Genomic DNA, 16,929 nt, shown 5'->3' on the forward strand with positions numbered 1-16,929 from the left:
CGGAAGCCGTGGAGCCAGGCAAAGGTCCGCTCGACCACCCACCGGTAGACGCCGAGTCCGGAGCCGTGCTCGGTGCCGCGCCGTGCGATGGCGGGGCATGATGCCGCGGGCGCGGACCTGATTGCGGTAGCGGTCGTGGTCGTAGCCGCGGTCCGCGTAGAGCGTGACCGCTCCTGTCGGTCACGGCGTGGTTATGGTGCGGAAACTGCGTGGCTGCTGAGTTCGCGGCGCCGGTAACGTCCGGGGTTCCGACCCGCCGTACCGGCGGCCTACGTTCAGAGAGCGATGCAGATGACCAGGCGGCAAGCAACGACGGCCCTGTGGCGTCCCACCGGCCCCAAGGAGCTGGATCTGGTTCGGGAGCTGAACTGGCGTGCCTGGCCGTCCCGGCTGCCCGAGCAGCCGATCTTCTACCCGGTCCTCAATGAGGACTACGCGGTCAGGATCGCGCGGGACTGGAACGTGAAGCACGATGGCGTCGGCTTCGTCACTCGTTTTCAGGTGGAGTCGGACTTCTTGAGCCGGTATCCCGTCCAGCAGGCAGGCGGGCAGACGATCCTCGAGCTGTGGGTTCCGGCCGAGGAGTTGGACGACTTCAACGCCCACATCGTCGGTGAGATCCAGGTGATCCACGAGTTCCGCTGAGGCGGGGAGCCGCACTGGACCCGGCCACCCGCACCGCCGTGGACGCCACGCACGTGTGGTGGACGGCGGCGCTGGAGGCCGATCTGCCGCCCGGCGCGCTCGCCGCCGCCGGCTACTTCACCCTCGCCGCCCTCACCGACGAGGTATGGCTACCCCTGGCCCGGCGCAGCGCCGAGCACACCCCTGACCAGGACAACGCCGACAAGGTCGCCGAACCTGCCGCCGCCCATCCGCGCAGCCCCGATGCCCTGCTCCTGGCCGCCGCGCTGCCCGAGGCTGAGCGCGCCGCTGAGACCAAGCAACCGCGCGGGGCCCTGGTCGAAGCCTAGAGGTGGACCTCGCCCAGACGACCGAGGTCGGCTGGCCGCCCCGGGCCCAGGCGCAACCGAGACGAGGTCGGGAATGATCGGGGGATGACCGATGCCCTCCCCGCCGGCCCGGCCCCGAACCGGCACCGCGTCCCCACGGCCCAGACGAGCTGCGCGCCCTGTCGGCTCCGCGCCGGCTCAGCGTGGACGACCACATGGTCACCGCGCCCGCGTTGTCGGCGATCTTCCGGCTGCAGCTGTTCACCGCGGACGGCGCGCGCCCGGTCGCGGTGGCGACCCAGATCGCCGGCGCCGAGGGCATGAGCCTGATGAACGGGGTGGAGAGATTCGCGGGCGCGGTGTGGGAGCGCCACTGCCCCGCCGAGGATCAGCCGCCGGTGTGGGTGGAACAGCAGCTGTGGCCGGAGCGGTCACGCCAGGAAACCCGCTTCCGCCGTGTGGTGTTCGCGGCGCCGACCGCTACCGCCCACGGGGCCCGAAGTGGTCGGTGATCACCCACGAGCAGCTGCAGGCCTGGTCGGCGCGCCTGTCGCCGCGGACCCGCGGCGCCGGCTACGTACCGCGTGCCGCCGAGCCGGAACCGCAACTGGTGTTCGAGGAGCTAGCGGTGGTTCGCCTTGCCGGCCGGCCCCGTTCCGCGAGCCGGCGCCCATGCCGGCCGGAGTGCCATGGTGGCGCCGCCGGCTGCGCCAGGTCGTGCCGCGCCCCGGCGGCGCCCGTACCTGCTGCCGGTACCACGGTGGCGACTGGCACCGGGGCCAACGCGATGGCGCTGCAGGTCCTCCAGCGGGCGTGGGCGCAGTCCGTGGCCCCCGACGACATGGAGCAGTTCGCCACCGCCCATGCAGCCGAGACCGGAGCCACCCGCTGGGAGACCGAGGCGCTGGCCACTCTGTTCAGCATTGGGGACGCGCTCCAGCTTTCCAGAGCGGTAAGACTCCAGGACACCTCCCGGGCGCCCGCGCGCGCTGGATGCCTGCCCGCCCAAGGGGGCCGCCGGCCTGCACCAGCGGGCAGGCGGATGGGAGCGCACTGGCATGCGCGATGTCGAGGAAGAGACGCTGATGCGCGCTGCCCTCCAAGCTGAAAGCCGGCTAAGGAGTCGCAGGCGATCGGCGGGTCGCCTCCTGCTCGCTGAGCTTCGCCATGACCCGATCACGGAAAAGCTCGTACTCCTGCCGATGCCTGCGCCACTTGGTGATGGGCGGGCGCGGGACAACGACACCGTCGGTGACAACCTCCTCCGGTCGGAACTGCTCACGGGTGAGGTCGACCTCGATGCCCATGCCCAAACGGTTCCACCAGTGGTAGTCCGTGTGCTGCCCGTCGACCAGGACTTCCCCGCGAATCAGTTCCCCGCCCAGCAGGTCGTTCAGCACCATGGCCGTGACAACACACTGTTCCCGGGCGGGGTTGTCCTGGCTCCAGCGCGGTTGGAACTCAGGCGGGCATGTGTCGGCACCCCAACTGCTGCGAACGGCACGTTCTATGTCGGTGAGAAGCAATGGTGTCATGCCGGCGATCGTCTCAGCCGTTACTGACAACATCCCGACACGGACCGACGCCGGTGACGCCTACGTGCCCCGGCTCCTGGCCTGCGACCTCGACGCGTCCGGCCGGGCCGCCTGCCGTCCCCCGTCCTGCGGCCCCGCGCCGCCGTCCCGCTGCGCCCGTCCGCGCCCGCCGCCGCCCGTCCGCGCCTCCTCGCCGCTCCCCGGCCGCCCGGCGAGCCCGCGCCCGTCCCGCCATGCTGGTGCCGTCCCGCCCGCGCCCCGGCCGCCGCACGCTGTGCCGCCCGCTGAGTTGGGCCTGGCCCGTCCGTCCCGTCCCGGCCACCCGAGCCACCGCCGCGCCTGGCGCCGGCCCGCTGCGCCCCGCCCTGCGAGTCCCCTCGCGCGCCGCCGTCCCGCAGTCCGTCTGCCGTGCCCGAAGGCCGCGCCGCCGTGCCGCCGTGCCGTGCGCCGCGGTGCTGCTGGGCCCCGCCCCCCTGGCCGCTTCCTCCCGGCCGCCCTCAGCAGTCCGGCCGCCACCACCGGCACCGCCCGCCCTCGGCTCTCCCCACCCCGGACCGTCGCCTGGTCAGACCCACCGGGCACCGCCATCCCCCGGCCACGCCGCCGCCTGGACGCCCACGACGCGGTGTCTGGCCCCGGGTCTGGAACCTTCCGGCCGGCAGCCGGTCCGACGGCGTCACCCGTTCCTGCGCCCGCGCTGCTGTCGCGGCGTCCGGAGCTTCCCCGCCCGGGCGGGTACCGCACGGGAGGAGAGCGACCGGGCCTGCCTGTTACCGAGCCCCAGCCGGTCACTGGCCGAAGCGCTCCTCACCTCAGCTGTTCCGCCTCGACCGCTATCGCGCCGGCTCCGCCGCGCATGGGTGGCGCGTCGTCGCCGATCAACTCCGGGCGCCGGTGTAGGCGTTGATCCGCTGGTAGTCGTGGTCGAGGAGTGCGGCGAGTTGCGGGCCTGCCCACAGGGTGAACGTGAGGGCGATCTCGCGTGCGTCTTCCACCTCGTGATCGGGGCGGAGGTATCCCGGGTAGGGCCCGGCGAGGCGGGTCGCCGTTCCCGTTCCGTCCCGGCGGGTCCGTCCGGGCGGGGGGGGGGGGGGGGGGGGGGGGTCGTCGGCGATGACCGCCAGGATCTCGATTGCGGTGGGGCCGGCGGGGTGTGCGTGCTGCTGGGTGCGGGTGACCTGGTCGCCGAAGTCGAGTAACCACCTGCCGAACCGGTCCGGGTCGCGGTCGAATCGCTGGAAGAGGTAGGCGCACAGCTCGACGGCGAGGTGTTCGGTGAGCCGCAGGGAGTCCTCGTTCAGCGTGCCGTCGGCGCGCCATGTCTCCAGCACGGCGGTCAGGCAGTCGTAGATCTCCCAGTTGGCTGGGGGCGGGCTGTCTGCGGCGGGGTCGTTGCGGGCGGCTTCGTCCAGCGCGGCCGTGGTGATCAGAGCGGCTCAGCCGCTCACAGTGTCGGGAAGGTCAGCGTCGTGAGTGTCGGCTACATGCTCGGCGAGGGTGAAGTGTGCTTCCTCGACAGACACCCTGTTGTGGACGCGCACGAAGTAGCTGCGCTCGGAAACCCGGAAAACCTGCCTTCTCTGGCGTCGGCGCCCTGATTCGGTGGAGGCCTCTGCGAAGGTGTCGATCGCGTTCCGCATCGCGGCCAGCGCTTCGACTTCGGTCCCTTCGAGTTCACCGTGAACGGTGTACCGGAAGGATTCCGCCTGGCCCTCGGCTCGCAGGATGACCCATTGAGGCATGGTTTTCTCCACTTCGTGAGGCGTATGAGCTGGGAGTCCACAGCCTTGTCTCCCAGCCGGCCCGCTCATGACACCGGGCCCGATGCTCCCGGGCGCCGAGAGATTATCGAACAGGGCCACGACTCCAGGAGCTGAAGCACAATCTTGCAGCGTCAGACTGGGCCCGCCGACCGTGCGGTGAGCTTCACGGGCCGGGCCTCGGGAGCGGCCGGCTCCCAGTCCGAGTGCGCTGGCCAGGAGCCACTGCTGGGCGGGGGTCAGCTTGTCCCGCCCCTGCCGCTGCGCGACGACCCATGCGCCGAGATCCTCGCCCTGCACGACGACTTCACCGGCTACCTCGGGGAGCGCGCCCCAGCCCCGACGTGAACGCGAGCGAGAGTGAAGCAGCGCTGCCAGGCCACGTCCCACCCCAGCGGGCACCATCCAGGGTCGATGGCCTCCAACGCCGCCAGACGGCGCTCCAGCAGCTCGTCGGCACCTACGGGCACGGGTTCCCCGGCGGCGCGTCGCTCGGCGTGCTCCAGCGGCCTGCGGGCCTCCGCACACCTGTTCTTGGCCCACACTCGATCGGGTAGCCGCCTTCCCCCACCGCGTTCACGGATGGCAGGAAGTGCCCGTGCGCGACGGCCCACGACCGGGCGACCGTAAGGCTATGTGACTTCGTGCATTGCCTGGCAGGTCGTCTCGGTGGCGGGATGGCCTGCGAGGTTGTTTCAGCGGTAAGGAGCAAGTAGTGAGAGTCGAGATGGACCTGCAGGCATCGGACGCGGATGTCTCCGGACTTGCGGTCGAGTGGTTCGAAACGGCCGCTGAGGGGCTTTTTTCTCCCCTCCTTCGTAGCCTGCGGAACGGTCCCGAATTGTGCATTCCGAAAAAGGGTGAGGGTGTGCTGGGGTCCCCTGGGGGTATCTGGGCCTCGCTGACCGAGCAGGACCCGCTACAGGGTAGGGTGCGGGTCCGGAAGGCCTGGTCCCAAGAGAATTGGAGCAAATTCCTCGCGAGAGTGGCCAAGCGGCCTGAGGACAGTGAATTCTGGATTCTGGAACTGAGCGAACAGGGGCGCCGATACGGGGCCAGTCAGGCCAAGGTTTCCGTTCAGTCTGTCAGCGAGGACGGTGAATGGCATCGGCTGCGGGTGGAATATGGGGTTGGAGAGCCTGGCACGCACTCTTGCCATAGGATCATTTCGTCACTGGATGTGCATTCCGCAGTCGAGCATCTCAGGCGTTTTGCGCTGAGGGTTCCGATCACGTTCGGCTGTGTCACTGATGACGGCGGTCACGGTGGGGAAACGATGCTGGAGGACCGGCTGGGGCTGAGCCCGCTGAAGGGGATCCAGGAGAGCCAGGATGTGCTTCGCGGATATCCCTGGGTGACCGTGTGCTCCGCACGCATCGCCGATCGCCTCGGCGGCGTCGCTCGACTGCGCGAGTCGGGTGCCTTTACGGAGGTAGACGAACTACCCACGGGAAGCGTGTGGTTGAGAGCTACGGATCGCCTTGACGACTACACGGGGGAGGCGCTGCGCAGCGTCTTCCGGGTCGTCGCGCCAGCGCTTCCTCCGGGGCGGCCACGCCCGTATGTCGGCCGCGAGATCGGCCGGCTCGTCTATGAGGACCCGGTGGTTGACACAGCCTGAGGGACAATGCGGCTGTGTTTCCGGGTCGGTGTGACAACGACAGTGCACGGCGCTCCCTTTGTCCGGGAGCTCGCCGTCGTGCCGTGGCGTCTACGAGCTCCGCCCGCGGCGTCTGCGGACGCTGAGAACCTCATCGTCGCCGGACTCACCCGCACCCCGCGCATGGTCGTGGTGCCAGCGCCTACGAGCTGCGCACGGTCTCCCTGGAGATCTACGGGATGTGGGCGCAGCTGGTGCCCGGCCACTTCGGCTTGGTGCTGGCAGGCCAGACCGGCAAGATGGAGAGGGTCCTGGACTGCCCGGCACTGGCGAGCCTGAAGTCCTGCGGGTTTCTGCGCCGCCGCGTCGTCCCCGAGCCTGCATGAGCCGACGCCACCCACCCCTCTCCTTCGCGCCAAGAGATGGTGGTCTCGCCGGTGAGGCGGCGGGCCATGAGGTCGGTCATGGCGAGGTGGATCATGGCTTCGGAGCGGGCGGGCAGGGTTTCATAGTCGCGGGCCAGGCGGCGTGGAGCATCAGCCAGCCGTAGGTCCGCTCGACCGTCCAGCGTTTCGGTATCGGAAGCACGTCCACAGAATGAGGCGTCCTGGGGTGAGACAGGCGCAAGTCTCATCCCGTCCCAGCCGTCACCCCATTGGACCGTCGAGACACAGCCGCCTCAGTGGTCTCACCAACACCACGGCCTCGCGCCACTCAAATTAGGAGGTACCGGGGCCATAGAGATGAGAACGACCTCTGAGTGCCCGTTTCTGATGTCGCTGAAGTGATCTTGTCCAGGGCAGTGCCGAGGATGCGCGACCGCAGCTGGGCGGTGACGAGCGCGAGGTCCGGATGTCGAACATCGCCCGATCCCCGCGTTGTTCGACCTCGGCCTGGACGTGACGCCAGATGGCGTCATGGGACTGTAAATCGTTCGGTGTAACTCCCGATCATGGAAGATGCATCGATGACCAGTGAGAACGTGTCCAGGTCCGAGACCGCCGAGCCCACAAGGGCTGCGTCGGCGAAGGCCGTGGACGACCAGTTGATCGACGAGCTGGTAGGCCGCGCCCAGGCCGAGGGCCTGCAGCTGACCGGCGAGGGCGGGCTGCTGCAGCAGCTGACCAAGCGGCTGCTGGAGTCCGCCCTGGAGGGCGAGATCACCGACCATCTCGGTTATGACAAGCACGACCCGGCGGGCAAGGACGGCGGCAACTCCCGCAACGGCACACGCTCCAAGACGGTGCTGACCGACGTCGGCCCGGTGGAGATAGCCGTGCCCCGCGACCGGGACGGCTCCTTCGAGCCGAAGATCGTCAAGAAGCGGCAGAAGCGCCTGACCGGTGTCGACGAGATGGTGATCTCGCTGGCCGCCAAGGGCCTGACCACCGGCGAGGTGCAGGCCCACCTGGCCGAGGTCTATGGCGCCGAGGTCTCCCGTCAGACCATCTCCACCATCACCGACAAGGTGCTGGAGGGCATGGCCGAGTGGCAGAACCGGCCGCTCGACGTCGTTTATCCGGTGGTCTTCATCGACGCCATCCACGTCAAGATCCGCGACGGCGCGGTCGCCAACCGGCCCGTCTATGTGGCTCTGGCCGTCACCACCGAGGGTCGGCGGGAGATTCTGGGGCTGTGGGCCGGCGACGGCGGTGAGGGTGCCAAGCACTGGCTGCGCATCCTTACCGAGATCAAGAACCGCGGCGTGAACGACGTGCTCATGCTGGTCTGCGACGGGCTGAAGGGCCTGCCCGAGGCGGTGGAGACCGTCTGGCCGCGAACGATCGTGCAGACCTGCGTGGTGCACCTGCTGCGGAACTCCTTCCGCTATGCCGCCCGCCAGGACTGGGACAAGATCGCCAAGCTCCTCAAGCCCGTCTACACCGCACCTACCGAGGAGGCCGCCCTGGACCGGTTCGCCGAGTTCACCGACGCCTGCGGCCGGAAGTATCCGGCGATCGTGAAGCTGTGGGAGAACGCCTGGGAAGAGTTCACCCCCTTCCTGCGGTTCGACACCGAGATCCGCCGCATCGTCTGCACGACGAACGCGATCGAGTCGGTGAATGCCCGCATCCGCCGGGCGGTCAAGGCCCGCGGCCACTTTCCCAACGAGCAGGCCGCCCTGAAATGCGTCTACATGGCGATCATGTCCCTCGACCCCACGGGCAAGGGCCAGGCCCGCTGGACCATGCGCTGGAAGACCGCGCTGAACGCCTTCGACATCACCTTCGACGGCCGCCTGTCGGCGGCCCGTCAGTAACCCCAACTGCCCCAGTTACACCGCTCGTCTGACAGACCCGCGGGCACGCGCACGGGCAGGGGCCGTTTACCGGCGTACAGCCCCGCCAGTGCCGCTGTGTGCCGTTCTCCTGCGTTTTCCCGTTGTCCGGATCTCTCTGGTCGGGGTGGGGTCTGTTCGGCCGCCAGATCGCTCTACAGTGCCTCGGGGTGGGGGTGGCGGTGGTTGAACGGCTTGAACGGCTTGGGCTGGTAAGGATCGGTTCGGATTGGGGGGTTGATCGGCGGCTGATCGGCCCGGCCTGCCGATGCCGGCCGATGGGCTGCCGATCGCCAGCTGTTCAGCGGCCGATCAGACGGGGGTTCATCGCCGTCATCATCACGGCGGCGGATCGCCTCGCGGCCACCGCCATGGGTGACCGCCATCGGACTGCCATCGGGGCGGTGGTGACCGCCATCCAGCTCGAGCCGTGGCGGTCGCATGGCGGTGCCCTGGCGGTCCGATGCCGGTCGTGAGCGGTGCCGTGGCGGTGCCCTGGCGGTCACCGGTGGCGGTGGCCGGAGAGGGTGCTCAAGGCGTGCACACGTGCACGAGCACACGGATGCACACGAGAGGTCCGGCGCGCCAAGCGGCCCGATGCGATCGGGTCGCGGAGCGCCGCCGACGGCATCTCGGGGCGGTCCAACGCGTGCCGCGCGTGTCGCGGGCTGCGCGTGCCGCGGTTTCGCACGCGGGGTGACGCGCGCGCACGCGTAAAGGCGTGCCGCTGCGCGTGCCTGTTTGTAAGCACTTCTTTGGGCACCAGCGCACCAGCGTTTCGCGGCTCCATGACGTACGAAGTTGATCTGGCTCCACCGGTATGACAAGGCAGTTCAGGCCAGGGTCAGGAGGGCCTGGGCATCGCATCTTGCGGCGTGATCGAATAGGGGATGACTTCGTTCTGGACTGGTAAGCGGGTACGTCTGCGCGGTATTGAGCCTGAGGACTGGACGGCGTTCGTGGGCTTCGCCGTCGATGAGGAGCGGTCGGGAGACCTGCTGCATCCGCCTCGGTCTGCCGAGGGGTTCCGTGCCTGGGCGAAGGAACAGGCCGTCGCGAAGTCCGATGGTGACTGCTTCACGTTGGCCGTTGAATCCGTGGACACGGGGCAGATCGTCGGGGCTGTCGGCTCCCACTACGCAGATCCGCGGGCGGGGCGGTTCGAGTACGGCATCACGATGGGTGCTGGGCACCGACGCAAGGGCTACGCGGCAGAAGCCGTGGTGATGCTGTTGCGATTCATGTTCGCCGAGCGGCGGTACCACAAATGTGAGGCGCGGATCTTCGCGCACAACGAGGCATCGCTGGCACTGCATCGCCGTCTTGGCTTCGCCGAGGAGGGGCGCCTGCGCGATCACGTGTTCTTTGCCAGCCGACACCATGATCTCGTCGTCATGGGCATACTCGCCGACGAGTTCGCGGAGTTGCACTCGATGAGCGAACTTGAGTGAATGCTGGGCCTCCGGAGCAGAGTGAGGCTGCGGCAGCTTACCGACGACGTGCCCTCTTTGGAGTGAATGCACTGCTCCGTCCGCCCAGCGACGGCAGGGTTTGTGCGTCGATCACGGTCATGTCGGAGACCGTGTTGCTTGATCACGGTCGTGCCGGGAGGCCGGGATGGGTTTGTCGCGGACGGAGCTGTTCGCTGCGATCCGGAGGGACAAGCGTCTTGATCCGGAACTGTCACAGCGGGCTCTGGCGGAGAAGTACGGGGTGCACCGCCGGACGGTGAGGCAGGCTCTTCTGTCTGCTGTTCCGCCGGCGCGGAAGAAGCCAGCGCCACGGGTCACTGTCCTGGATCCGGCCAAGCCGTGGATCGACTCGATGCTGCGGGAAGACGCGAGTGCGCCGCGCAAGCAGAAGCACACCGCCCGCCGGATCCATCAGCGTCTTGCCCAGGAGTACGACTTCGACCTGGTTTCCTACTCCACGGTCTGCGACTACGTGCTGGCCAGGCGCCCGCAGATCGAGGCCGAGGTGCTGGAGGGCCGCCGGCACCTGACGGGCATGGTTCCGCAGGTCCACCTGCCCGGCGAGGAAGCCGAGGTCGACTTCGCCGACGTCTGGGTCCGCCTGGCGGGCCAGGTCGTCAAGTGCCACCTGTTCACGCTGCGGATGTCGTATTCCGGCAAGGCCGTCCACCGCGTCTATGCCTCGCAGGCCCAGGAGTCCTTCATGGAAGGGCACGTCGAGGCGTTCAACGTCCTGGGCGGAGTGCCGACCAAGCACATCCGCTACGACAATCTGAAACCGGCGGTCAATCGCATCTGCACCGGCCGCAGCCGCATCGAGTCCGAGCGGTGGGTGTCCTTCCGGGCCCACTACGGCTTCGACGCCTTCTACTGCATTCCTGGCGAGGACGGCGCCCACGAGAAGGGCGGGGTCGAGCACGAGGGCGGCCGTTTCCGCCGCACCCACCTGGTCCCGGTTCCCGAGGTCGCCACGCTGGAGGAGCTGAACGCGAAGATCGCCGAGATCGACGCGGTCGAGGACGACCGGATCCTCGCGGGCAGGCTGACCACCGTCGGCTTCAACTTCTTCACCGAGGCGGACCAGCTGGCACCGCTGCCGCTGGAGGAGTTCGAGTGCGGCATCACCATGACGCCGAAGGTCGACCGGAGCAGCCGGATCACCGTTCGGCAGTGCCATTACTCGGTGCCGGCCCGCTTCATCGGCCAGAACGTGCGGGTGCTGCTGCGGGGCAATGAACTCCTCGTCTTCGAACCGCGGGAGGTCGTCGCCCGGCACCCGAGGCTGACCCGCCGGGGCGACTTCCGTGACGAACTCGACCACTACCTGGAGATTCTCCTGGCCAAGCCCGGGGCGATGGCCGGCTCGACCGCACTGGTCACCGCCCGGCAGAACGGTTCGTTCACCGAAGTCCATGAAGCGTTCTGGGCTGCAGCCCGGGCCGCCCACGGCGACGCGGCCGGGACGAGGGCGCTGATCGAGGTCCTGCTGCTGCACCGGCGGATGCCCGCGACGGCCGTCGAGCAGGGCATGGCCGCCGCGATCCGAGCGGGCGCTGTCACCGCCGATGTGGTGGCCGTCGAGGCCCGCAGGGCCGCCGCGGCGGCCCCGCCACCGCCTGAGGACCTGGACGACGAGGGCGAGCCGCCGCCCTGGGCCGAACCCAGCGGGGTGGTCTCGCTCACGGCCCGCCGGGCCCAGCTGCCCGAGGACAACCGGCCTCTGCCGACCGTCGCCCACTACGACCAGCTCCTGACACGTCGACCGAAAGGCACCGCATGAGCACGACTGACACCACGGCCGCCCAGATCCCTTCGCCCCGCCGGGACATGGGGCCGGAGGAAGCCGTGGACACGGCCATCGACGAAGCCTGCCGGGCCCTGCACCTGCCCACGATCCGCAGCAGGGTCCAGGAGATGGCCGCCGATGCCATGCGGCAGCGGTCCAGCTACAAGGACTTCCTCGCCGACCTGCTGGAAGCCGAGTGCGGCGAGCGGGAGGAGCGGCGCAAGCAGCGGCTGGTCAGGGACGCCAACTTCCCCCGCCCCAAAAGGCTGGAGGACTTCGACTACACGGAGAACCCCAACGTCACTCCCGAGATCGTCGGCACTTTGTCGGACCCGTCCTGGGTCAAGGCCGGTCAGCCGCTCTGCCTGATCGGCGACTCCGGAACTGGCAAGTCCCACCTGCTGATCGGGATCGGCACGGCCATGGCCGAGGCCGGTCTCCGCGTCCGCTACACGACCACGGTCAACCTGGTCAACGAGCTCGCGGAGGCTGCGGACGAGAAGAAGCTGACCCGCACGATCGCCCGCTACGGTCGCGTTGACCTACTGTGTCTGGACGAGTTCGGCTATCTCGACCTGGACAAGGCCGGCGCCAAGCTGCTGTTCCAGATCTTCACCGAGCGGGAGGAGCGGCGGGCCATCGCGATCGCCTCGAACGCTCCGTTCTCGGAGTGGAAGCAGACCTTCACCGATCCCCGTCTCTGCACGGCGATCGTCGACCGGGTCACCTTCAACGCGCACATCGTTGAGACCGGCACCCAGTCCTACCGGTTCGCACAGAGCCAGAAGAAGCGCCGTCGCTGACCTGCACCGACAACTGCGGCCGGCCTCCCCCCGGGAGGCCGGCCGCAGCCGTGTTGGGCCCGGCCGTCGTGTCCCAGTGCCGGCCGCGCCATCGCCCGTTCTCGTCCAGTCGCCGCGGTCACCGGGCGGTCCGCGACCTGAGTCGAGCCGGGTCGGCAACCCTCCACGCACCTGTCGGGGGCGCGCTGGCGGAGGTCCACCGAGGCTTCAAAACTACCGTCAACACCCCCCACCCAGGCCAGCGGAACCACCCGATCGAAGTGGGGCCAAATCACCTTGCTACAGGGGCGTGAATCACACCGCCACACGCCCCCTGCGACCCGCAGCTGGGGCCAAAACAACTCCGTGCACTGGAGCCAAAACAAGTGCTTACAGACAGCGTGCCGGTACGGGCCGGCCCGGACGGGTGTCACAGCCGCCGTGTCACCGCGTCCATCACAGCCGCTGTCACTGCCCGGCCGGGGCGGGACCGGCCCCGAGCGCGCGGCGCCCGGCGGCCGGACGCGCGGGTCTCAGCTCGGCGGCCGGGGCGGCGGGCAGTTGCTCGGCGGCGAGCTGCGCGCGCGGCGCCGGCGGATCGGTGTCTCTCATGCGAGACACGGCGGCGGTGGGTCCGGTGCCCAGCGGGCGGCGGGTCGGTCATCGCCCGATCATCCCGGCGGGAAGGGAGTTCTTCTTCACCGCCCCGGCCAACCCGCTCGGGCCCGGCCCACGGCGCGCGCGTGTCGCGCACGCGCGAGGCGGTGAACTTCCCGGCGCCCGGCGACATGGTGGGCCGTCGTGGTGGGGGCGGGGTGTGTCACTCGCCGTCGAGGCCGAGCTGGCGGCGGGCGCCGGCCGGGTCGGCTCGGACGGCGGCGGCCGCGATCCGCAGGCCTGCCGTGTCCGTGGCGTGGTGCAGGCCGCGCTCAGGGCCGATGAACACCGCAGCGGCCAAGTCGTTGAGGGGGGCGAGCCGGTAGCCGGGAGGGAACACGTCGTCCTCACCGGGCTGCTCGACCAGCCACAGCCACCAGACGACGCCGTCCGGGCCCTCGGCCTCGTACATGCCGCTGCCGAAGCCGCCGACGATCCGCCATTGGGGCAGGGGGCCGTATGCGTAGCTCACAGGCGAAACCTACCCGGCTCACCCCTCCCGCAGAGGGGCCTCCCAGGGAAGTTGTCGGCGTGCCCAGAGGTTCGTGTGAGGCCCTGCGGCCTGCGGTTTTGCGGTCCTTCGGCTGACCGCCGGTGCGACCCGGGACGGGACCCAGGACGCGACCCAGGGCAGGACCCAGGACGCGACCGAGGGCGCGACCTGCCGGGCCGGTTCGTTCGGCAGGGTGGCTGCGCTGTCCGCCCGTCAGGTCTCCGGCTCCCTTGATGACAACTGAGACCGACCCAAACATCGGCGCTCATTTCCCCCATAACCAATGGGTCAGGCCCTACCGGACGGAGGCCGCGCATTCAAGTCCTGGCGGGCGGTGTTTTTGCAGGTCAGAGCTATTGAATTCAGATTCTGGGCTGGCAGGGTCGATGCCGCCGCAGCACCGCCACCCGGCCCCACGCCCACCGCGTGACGAGGCTCACAACGGGTGTGAACGTGCTGGTCAGACGGGGGTTGCGGGGCTAACCCCCGCTCGCCGCACTCTTACGCCGTCCTGTCCGGGGTGCCTGCCGAGACGCAAGGGCTGAGGAGCGTCCACGCTCCGCCATCCACCGCACGCGGACCACCGCGTGCCCGATCCCAAGGGGGAATCCCGTATGTCCACGCTCGTTCTGCTGGTCGTCCTGCTGCTGGTCCTGGTCGGCGCTCTGGTCGTCGCCGCGCTCGGCTACGCCGTCTACCGGCGCCCGGTGCTCACCGCGCCGCTGACCGTGGCGCTGGCGGGCGCGGCGGTACTGGTTGCGATGGTGACCACCGTGGCCAGCGCCGCCGGCCGGTGAGCGGGAGCACCAGGCCGCGGCCGGGGTGAGCGCGATCCCGGCCCGGCTCCGGGCTCGGCCCAGGTGGGAACGGCAGAACAGACCCCTTGACCATGTGCTCTGACGTGCAGGTTTTCCCGTCCGGCCGTCAGCGGTGAGGCGCCCTGGCAGGCACCTCGTAGGGCGCCTCGTGGAGCGCCTCGACGGGCGCCTCGTAGGGCGCCCTCCCCCGTCCGTCGCCGGACGGGGCCGCGCCCGGTTTGCACCGCCAGGGGCTTAACCGGTCCACCGCGTGGGCCGTGCCGCCGCCGGAGTGGAGCTGAGTGCCGGCCCCGGTTGGTTCAGTCCTCGTCGTTTCGGATGATGCCGCCTGGCACGTGCGGGTCGAATCGGCCGACGCGCATGGCCTCAATGCACTGCAGGACACGGGCGAAGGACGTCAGCCCGTACGTGATGTATCGCGTAGGCGAGTCCCCGGAGACGCTTTCACGCTCAATGGGAACGCCGCCCATGATTGCCCAGTACGTGTCACGCACCTCGTGCTCGGGGTGAGCCGCGATCCATGCCATCTCGACGTCCGCCGCGAACTCATTGGCGGCCGTGCAGGTGTACTGGTCCCATCCCTCGACGGGCTTGGTCGGGTCGAGCACGGCGATCGTGCGTACCGCCTCGATGCAGCGCTCGTAGATGCGGGACAGCTTGGCATTCAGATCTTGGCTCATCAGGTTTCTCCCTCTCTCGCGCCGGACCGCCCGGCGACTGGTGGACCCTGCCCGAGGCCGTGGTGGAACAGTCTCGTCACCTCATACGCGATCCAGTGGCCCGAGGGGGCGGAAACGGTCCCGTGTACCTGCTGCAACCGCCGATGAGGGAGCCGTGTCTCTGCCCGCATGAGACTCAACCAGCGGTTACAGACATCCCGGGACGATCGAGAGCTGCGTTTGTGGAAGGTCGGTCTCGTCCTCCCCCTGACCTTCATCGCCGCTCTCACGGTCGCCGCCGCCGTGTTCTACACCGGTTGGGACCTACTCGACGTCCACGGGCTGAAGCCCGAACGACGCATCGACTCAAAGACGCTCTTTGACCTGGTCAAGTTCTCCTTCGGTGTCGTCGCCGGCGCCGGTGCTCTCGTCGCCCTGGTCGTCGCCTACCGTCGCCAGCGCGTCGACGAAGCGGGCGCCCACCGCGAAGCCACCCGGCTCCACACCGAACGCTTCTCCCAGGCCGTCGAGCAGCTCGGTTCGGACTCCCCGGCCGTCCAGCTCGGCGGCGTCCACGCCCTGGCCGGACTCGCTGACGACGCACCCGACGACAGCCTGCGCCAGACCTGCATCGACGTCCTGTGCGCTTACCTCCAGCTCCCCTTCACCCCCGACCCTGGCAACGATCCCTCCCACCAGGAGGAACATCACCGCTACCTGGCCCTCCGCAAGGTCCGGCACACAATCTTGCGCCTCATCGGCGACCACTACCGCCGCCCCCAGGGAACCCACCGCTCATGGCAGGGCTGCGACCTCGACCTCACCGGCGTCATCATCGACGGCCACTTGGACTTCAGAGGCGCGACGTTCGCCGGCGGCACGGTGTCCTTCAGCGGCGCGACGTTCGCCGGCGGCACGGTGTCCTTCGGTGGCGCGACGTTCGCCGGCGGCACGGTGCTCTTCGATGGCGCGACGTTCGCCGGCGGCATGGTGTTCTTCGGTGCCGCGACGTTCGCCGGCGGCACGGTGTTCTTCGGTGGCGCGAGTTCGCCGGCGGCATGGTGTTCTTCGGTGCCGCGACGTTCGCCGGCGGCACGGTGTCCTTCAGCGGCGCGAAGTTCACCGGCAGCATCGTGTCCTTCGGTGGCGCGACGTTCGCCGACGGCACGGTGCTCTTCGGTGCCGCGAGGTTCGCCGACGGCATGGTGTCCTTTGGTGCCGCGACGTTCGCCGGCGGCACGGTGCTCTTCGGTGGCGCGACGTTCGTCGGCGGCACGGTGTCTTTCCATGATGCGACGGGGTCACCGCCGCCTGGGCTTCTGGACGCCGTCGGTACTCCTGTTCCCGCGACAGTCAGTCTGCCCGAGGCTTGGCTGTCCTCGAATCCGTAACACACTGGGGGCGGAAACAGTCGATTCCGCCCCCAGTCGCGAATCCAATCGCTCCGCACCGCCGACCTGCGGGAACCGGTTCACTACGGCGTCTACGGCTTCCGCCTGATGCGGCCGCAATTCAATGTGAGGCATTTAGAGACCTGCTTTCTGCTCGGCTATACAGAGGTGAGGAGTGAAGGTTTCCTGTCGTCAGCAGTGGAACTGACGGACCGGCATTTCCTCCGCACGTGCTGAGAGGGAGCCGGGGGAGGGGGTGCGTGCTGAGCCCAGACTCTATCCCCACGCTGCGTCATGACGCACGAGGGTTTGGGAAGGTTCGTCAGATTGGCTGGTTCTGGCGTGGGTTGGGGTGTCGGGGTGATAGTCTCCCGCTTGTTGGGTCGGTTGAGAGGGAAGCGGGTTCGGCATGATCGGGATTGAGCGCCTAGCTTCACCTGATCTTGGGTGCATGCCGGTACTCCCGGCGCGACAGGGAGGCTTGATGGCCCGTCACCCTGGCCCCACCAGGAGCGACACCGCCCTCCCCTTGCTGCTGCCGCTTCAGGCGGGCGCGGAGCGCACGCCGTTCGCTCGGCTGCGGGGCGCGGAGCGGCCCGGTGCCGGGCCGGAATTCGGCGGAGCCGGATTCCTCTCGGCCGCGTCAGCGGGCGAGTCCCGGAACGGAGTTCCGGGCTTATTCCGCGCTTGCGCGGAATCCGCCGCGTAGCGGCGGCGCGTCGCCCTCGCGGAGCGAGGCGCGCGC

19 protein-coding genes and 2 pseudogenes are annotated in these 16,929 nt (G+C 69.2%); 12 read left to right on the forward strand and 9 right to left on the reverse strand.

Translation table 11 applies throughout. From position 1 onward, the window contains the following. Nucleotides 1–162 (reverse strand): annotated as a pseudogene (locus tag ACZ4WH_RS42645) (IS5/IS1182 family transposase); the annotation flags it as partial. A gap of 129 nt (nt 163–291) precedes the next feature. Between ACZ4WH_RS42645 and ACZ4WH_RS42650 the strand changes: the two are divergent. The 3 genes from ACZ4WH_RS42650 (at nt 292) to ACZ4WH_RS42660 (ending at nt 1,465) form a co-directional block, all read left to right on the forward strand. After that, complete coding sequence (locus ACZ4WH_RS42650; protein WP_468191342.1) at nt 292–645, forward strand: hypothetical protein; 354 nt, start codon at nt 292–294, stop codon at nt 643–645. 38 nt (nt 646–683) lie between these two features. Continuing rightward, complete coding sequence (locus ACZ4WH_RS42655; RefSeq protein WP_468191345.1) at nt 684–974, forward strand: hypothetical protein; 291 nt, start codon at nt 684–686, stop codon at nt 972–974. 194 nt (nt 975–1,168) lie between these two features. Beyond that, nucleotides 1,169–1,465, forward strand: coding sequence for a hypothetical protein (locus ACZ4WH_RS42660; RefSeq protein ID WP_468191348.1), 297 nt, complete (start codon nt 1,169–1,171; stop codon nt 1,463–1,465). A gap of 603 nt (nt 1,466–2,068) precedes the next feature. On the opposite strand, the gene ACZ4WH_RS42665 is transcribed toward ACZ4WH_RS42660, so the two are convergent. From ACZ4WH_RS42665 to ACZ4WH_RS42675, 3 genes are all read right to left on the reverse strand, one after another. Next, nucleotides 2,069–2,488: a YunG family protein gene (locus ACZ4WH_RS42665; RefSeq protein ID WP_468191350.1), complete on the reverse strand. Its 420-nt coding sequence runs from the start codon at nt 2,486–2,488 to the stop codon at nt 2,069–2,071. An 878-nt stretch (nt 2,489–3,366) separates the two neighbouring features. Beyond that, the gene (locus tag ACZ4WH_RS42670) at nt 3,367–3,819 is read right to left on the reverse strand and encodes a hypothetical protein (RefSeq protein WP_468191353.1); all 453 of its coding nucleotides are present in this window, start codon (nt 3,817–3,819) and stop codon (nt 3,367–3,369) included. A gap of 105 nt (nt 3,820–3,924) precedes the next feature. Continuing rightward, a complete protein-coding gene (locus ACZ4WH_RS42675; protein WP_468191356.1) occupies nt 3,925–4,242 on the reverse strand; it encodes a hypothetical protein in 318 nt (105 codons plus the stop codon). A 132-nt stretch (nt 4,243–4,374) separates the two neighbouring features. Between ACZ4WH_RS42675 and ACZ4WH_RS42680 the strand changes: the two genes are divergently transcribed. The 3 genes from ACZ4WH_RS42680 (at nt 4,375) to ACZ4WH_RS42690 (ending at nt 6,234) form a co-directional block, all read left to right on the forward strand. Then, nucleotides 4,375–4,596, forward strand: coding sequence for a hypothetical protein (locus ACZ4WH_RS42680; RefSeq protein WP_468191358.1), 222 nt, complete (start codon nt 4,375–4,377; stop codon nt 4,594–4,596). Nucleotides 4,597–4,963: 367 nt separating this feature from the next. Continuing rightward, on the forward strand, nt 4,964–5,869 hold the full coding sequence (locus ACZ4WH_RS42685; RefSeq protein WP_468191361.1) for a hypothetical protein: 906 nt from the start codon (nt 4,964–4,966) through the stop codon (nt 5,867–5,869). Nucleotides 5,870–6,087: 218 nt separating this feature from the next. Then, nucleotides 6,088–6,234 carry a hypothetical protein gene (locus ACZ4WH_RS42690; RefSeq protein WP_468191387.1) on the forward strand — a complete coding sequence of 49 codons (147 nt, stop codon included), beginning with the start codon at nt 6,088–6,090 and terminating at the stop codon, nt 6,232–6,234. Between the two features lie 26 nt (nt 6,235–6,260). On the opposite strand, the pseudogene ACZ4WH_RS42695 reads toward ACZ4WH_RS42690, so the two are convergent. Further along, nucleotides 6,261–6,427 (reverse strand): annotated as a pseudogene (locus ACZ4WH_RS42695) (transposase); the annotation flags it as partial. A gap of 388 nt (nt 6,428–6,815) precedes the next feature. On the opposite strand from ACZ4WH_RS42695, the gene ACZ4WH_RS42700 reads away from it, so the two are divergent. The 4 genes from ACZ4WH_RS42700 to istB all read left to right on the forward strand — a co-directional run bounded on the left by ACZ4WH_RS42700 (nt 6,816) and on the right by istB (nt 12,187). Then, nucleotides 6,816–8,108, forward strand: coding sequence for an IS256 family transposase (locus ACZ4WH_RS42700; protein ID WP_468191364.1), 1,293 nt, complete (start codon nt 6,816–6,818; stop codon nt 8,106–8,108). Between the two features lie 908 nt (nt 8,109–9,016). Beyond that, entirely contained in the window at nt 9,017–9,577 is a 561-nt protein-coding gene (locus tag ACZ4WH_RS42705; protein WP_468191367.1) for a GNAT family N-acetyltransferase, read from the forward strand. A 166-nt stretch (nt 9,578–9,743) separates the two neighbouring features. Further along, nucleotides 9,744–11,378, forward strand: coding sequence for an IS21 family transposase (gene istA, locus ACZ4WH_RS42710; protein WP_468191370.1), 1,635 nt, complete (start codon nt 9,744–9,746; stop codon nt 11,376–11,378). Next, nucleotides 11,375–12,187, forward strand: coding sequence for an IS21-like element helper ATPase IstB (gene istB / locus ACZ4WH_RS42715; RefSeq protein ID WP_468191373.1), 813 nt, complete (start codon nt 11,375–11,377; stop codon nt 12,185–12,187). The genes istA and istB overlap by 4 nt, the downstream gene beginning before the upstream one ends. Before the next feature lie 447 nt (nt 12,188–12,634). Here the strand turns inward: istB and ACZ4WH_RS42720 are convergent, their stop codons facing one another. Both ACZ4WH_RS42720 and ACZ4WH_RS42725 read right to left on the reverse strand, forming a co-directional pair. Next, on the reverse strand, nt 12,635–12,778 hold the full coding sequence (locus ACZ4WH_RS42720) for a hypothetical protein (protein ID WP_468191376.1): 144 nt from the start codon (nt 12,776–12,778) through the stop codon (nt 12,635–12,637). A gap of 208 nt (nt 12,779–12,986) precedes the next feature. After that, nucleotides 12,987–13,295 carry a hypothetical protein gene (locus ACZ4WH_RS42725; protein WP_468191378.1) on the reverse strand — a complete coding sequence of 103 codons (309 nt, stop codon included), beginning with the start codon at nt 13,293–13,295 and terminating at the stop codon, nt 12,987–12,989. Nucleotides 13,296–13,930: 635 nt separating this feature from the next. On the opposite strand from ACZ4WH_RS42725, the gene ACZ4WH_RS42730 reads away from it, so the two are divergent. Beyond that, nucleotides 13,931–14,113 carry a hypothetical protein gene (locus ACZ4WH_RS42730; protein WP_468191381.1) on the forward strand — a complete coding sequence of 61 codons (183 nt, stop codon included), beginning with the start codon at nt 13,931–13,933 and terminating at the stop codon, nt 14,111–14,113. A 320-nt stretch (nt 14,114–14,433) separates the two neighbouring features. Here ACZ4WH_RS42730 and ACZ4WH_RS42735 read toward each other — a convergent pair whose 3' ends face one another. Beyond that, nucleotides 14,434–14,814, reverse strand: coding sequence for a hypothetical protein (locus tag ACZ4WH_RS42735; protein WP_468191384.1), 381 nt, complete (start codon nt 14,812–14,814; stop codon nt 14,434–14,436). Between the two features lie 345 nt (nt 14,815–15,159). Next, nucleotides 15,160–15,501, reverse strand: a complete 342-nt coding sequence (locus tag ACZ4WH_RS42740; RefSeq protein ID WP_468191389.1) for a hypothetical protein — start codon at nt 15,499–15,501, stop codon at nt 15,160–15,162. 350 nt (nt 15,502–15,851) lie between these two features. Here ACZ4WH_RS42740 and ACZ4WH_RS42745 point away from each other — a divergent pair, with 350 nt between their 5' ends. Beyond that, nucleotides 15,852–16,184 carry a hypothetical protein gene (locus ACZ4WH_RS42745; RefSeq protein ID WP_468191392.1) on the forward strand — a complete coding sequence of 111 codons (333 nt, stop codon included), beginning with the start codon at nt 15,852–15,854 and terminating at the stop codon, nt 16,182–16,184. The last annotated feature ends 745 nt before the right edge of the window (nt 16,185–16,929 follow it).

Source organism: Streptomyces sp. NPDC029138 (assembly GCF_055564375.1).

Excerpts from the sequence above, each read along its gene's own strand:
- ACZ4WH_RS42665 (WP_468191350.1), bottom strand. The coding sequence starts at position 2,488 with ATGACACCATTGCTTCTCACCGACATAGAACGTGCCGTTCGCAGCAGT.
- ACZ4WH_RS42740 (WP_468191389.1), bottom strand. The coding sequence starts at position 15,501 with ATGTTCCTCCTGGTGGGAGGGATCGTTGCCAGGGTCGGGGGTGAAGGG.
- istB (WP_468191373.1), top strand. The coding sequence starts at position 11,375 with ATGAGCACGACTGACACCACGGCCGCCCAGATCCCTTCGCCCCGCCGG.
- ACZ4WH_RS42705 (WP_468191367.1), top strand. The coding sequence starts at position 9,017 with ATGACTTCGTTCTGGACTGGTAAGCGGGTACGTCTGCGCGGTATTGAG.
- ACZ4WH_RS42730 (WP_468191381.1), top strand. The coding sequence starts at position 13,931 with ATGTCCACGCTCGTTCTGCTGGTCGTCCTGCTGCTGGTCCTGGTCGGC.
- ACZ4WH_RS42700 (WP_468191364.1), top strand. The coding sequence starts at position 6,816 with ATGACCAGTGAGAACGTGTCCAGGTCCGAGACCGCCGAGCCCACAAGG.
- ACZ4WH_RS42745 (WP_468191392.1), top strand. The coding sequence starts at position 15,852 with ATGGTGTTCTTCGGTGCCGCGACGTTCGCCGGCGGCACGGTGTCCTTC.
- ACZ4WH_RS42650 (WP_468191342.1), top strand. The coding sequence starts at position 292 with ATGACCAGGCGGCAAGCAACGACGGCCCTGTGGCGTCCCACCGGCCCC.
- ACZ4WH_RS42690 (WP_468191387.1), top strand. The coding sequence starts at position 6,088 with ATGTGGGCGCAGCTGGTGCCCGGCCACTTCGGCTTGGTGCTGGCAGGC.
- ACZ4WH_RS42720 (WP_468191376.1), bottom strand. The coding sequence starts at position 12,778 with ATGAGAGACACCGATCCGCCGGCGCCGCGCGCGCAGCTCGCCGCCGAG.
- ACZ4WH_RS42735 (WP_468191384.1), bottom strand. The coding sequence starts at position 14,814 with ATGAGCCAAGATCTGAATGCCAAGCTGTCCCGCATCTACGAGCGCTGC.
- ACZ4WH_RS42660 (WP_468191348.1), top strand. The coding sequence starts at position 1,169 with ATGGTCACCGCGCCCGCGTTGTCGGCGATCTTCCGGCTGCAGCTGTTC.
- istA (WP_468191370.1), top strand. The coding sequence starts at position 9,744 with ATGGGTTTGTCGCGGACGGAGCTGTTCGCTGCGATCCGGAGGGACAAG.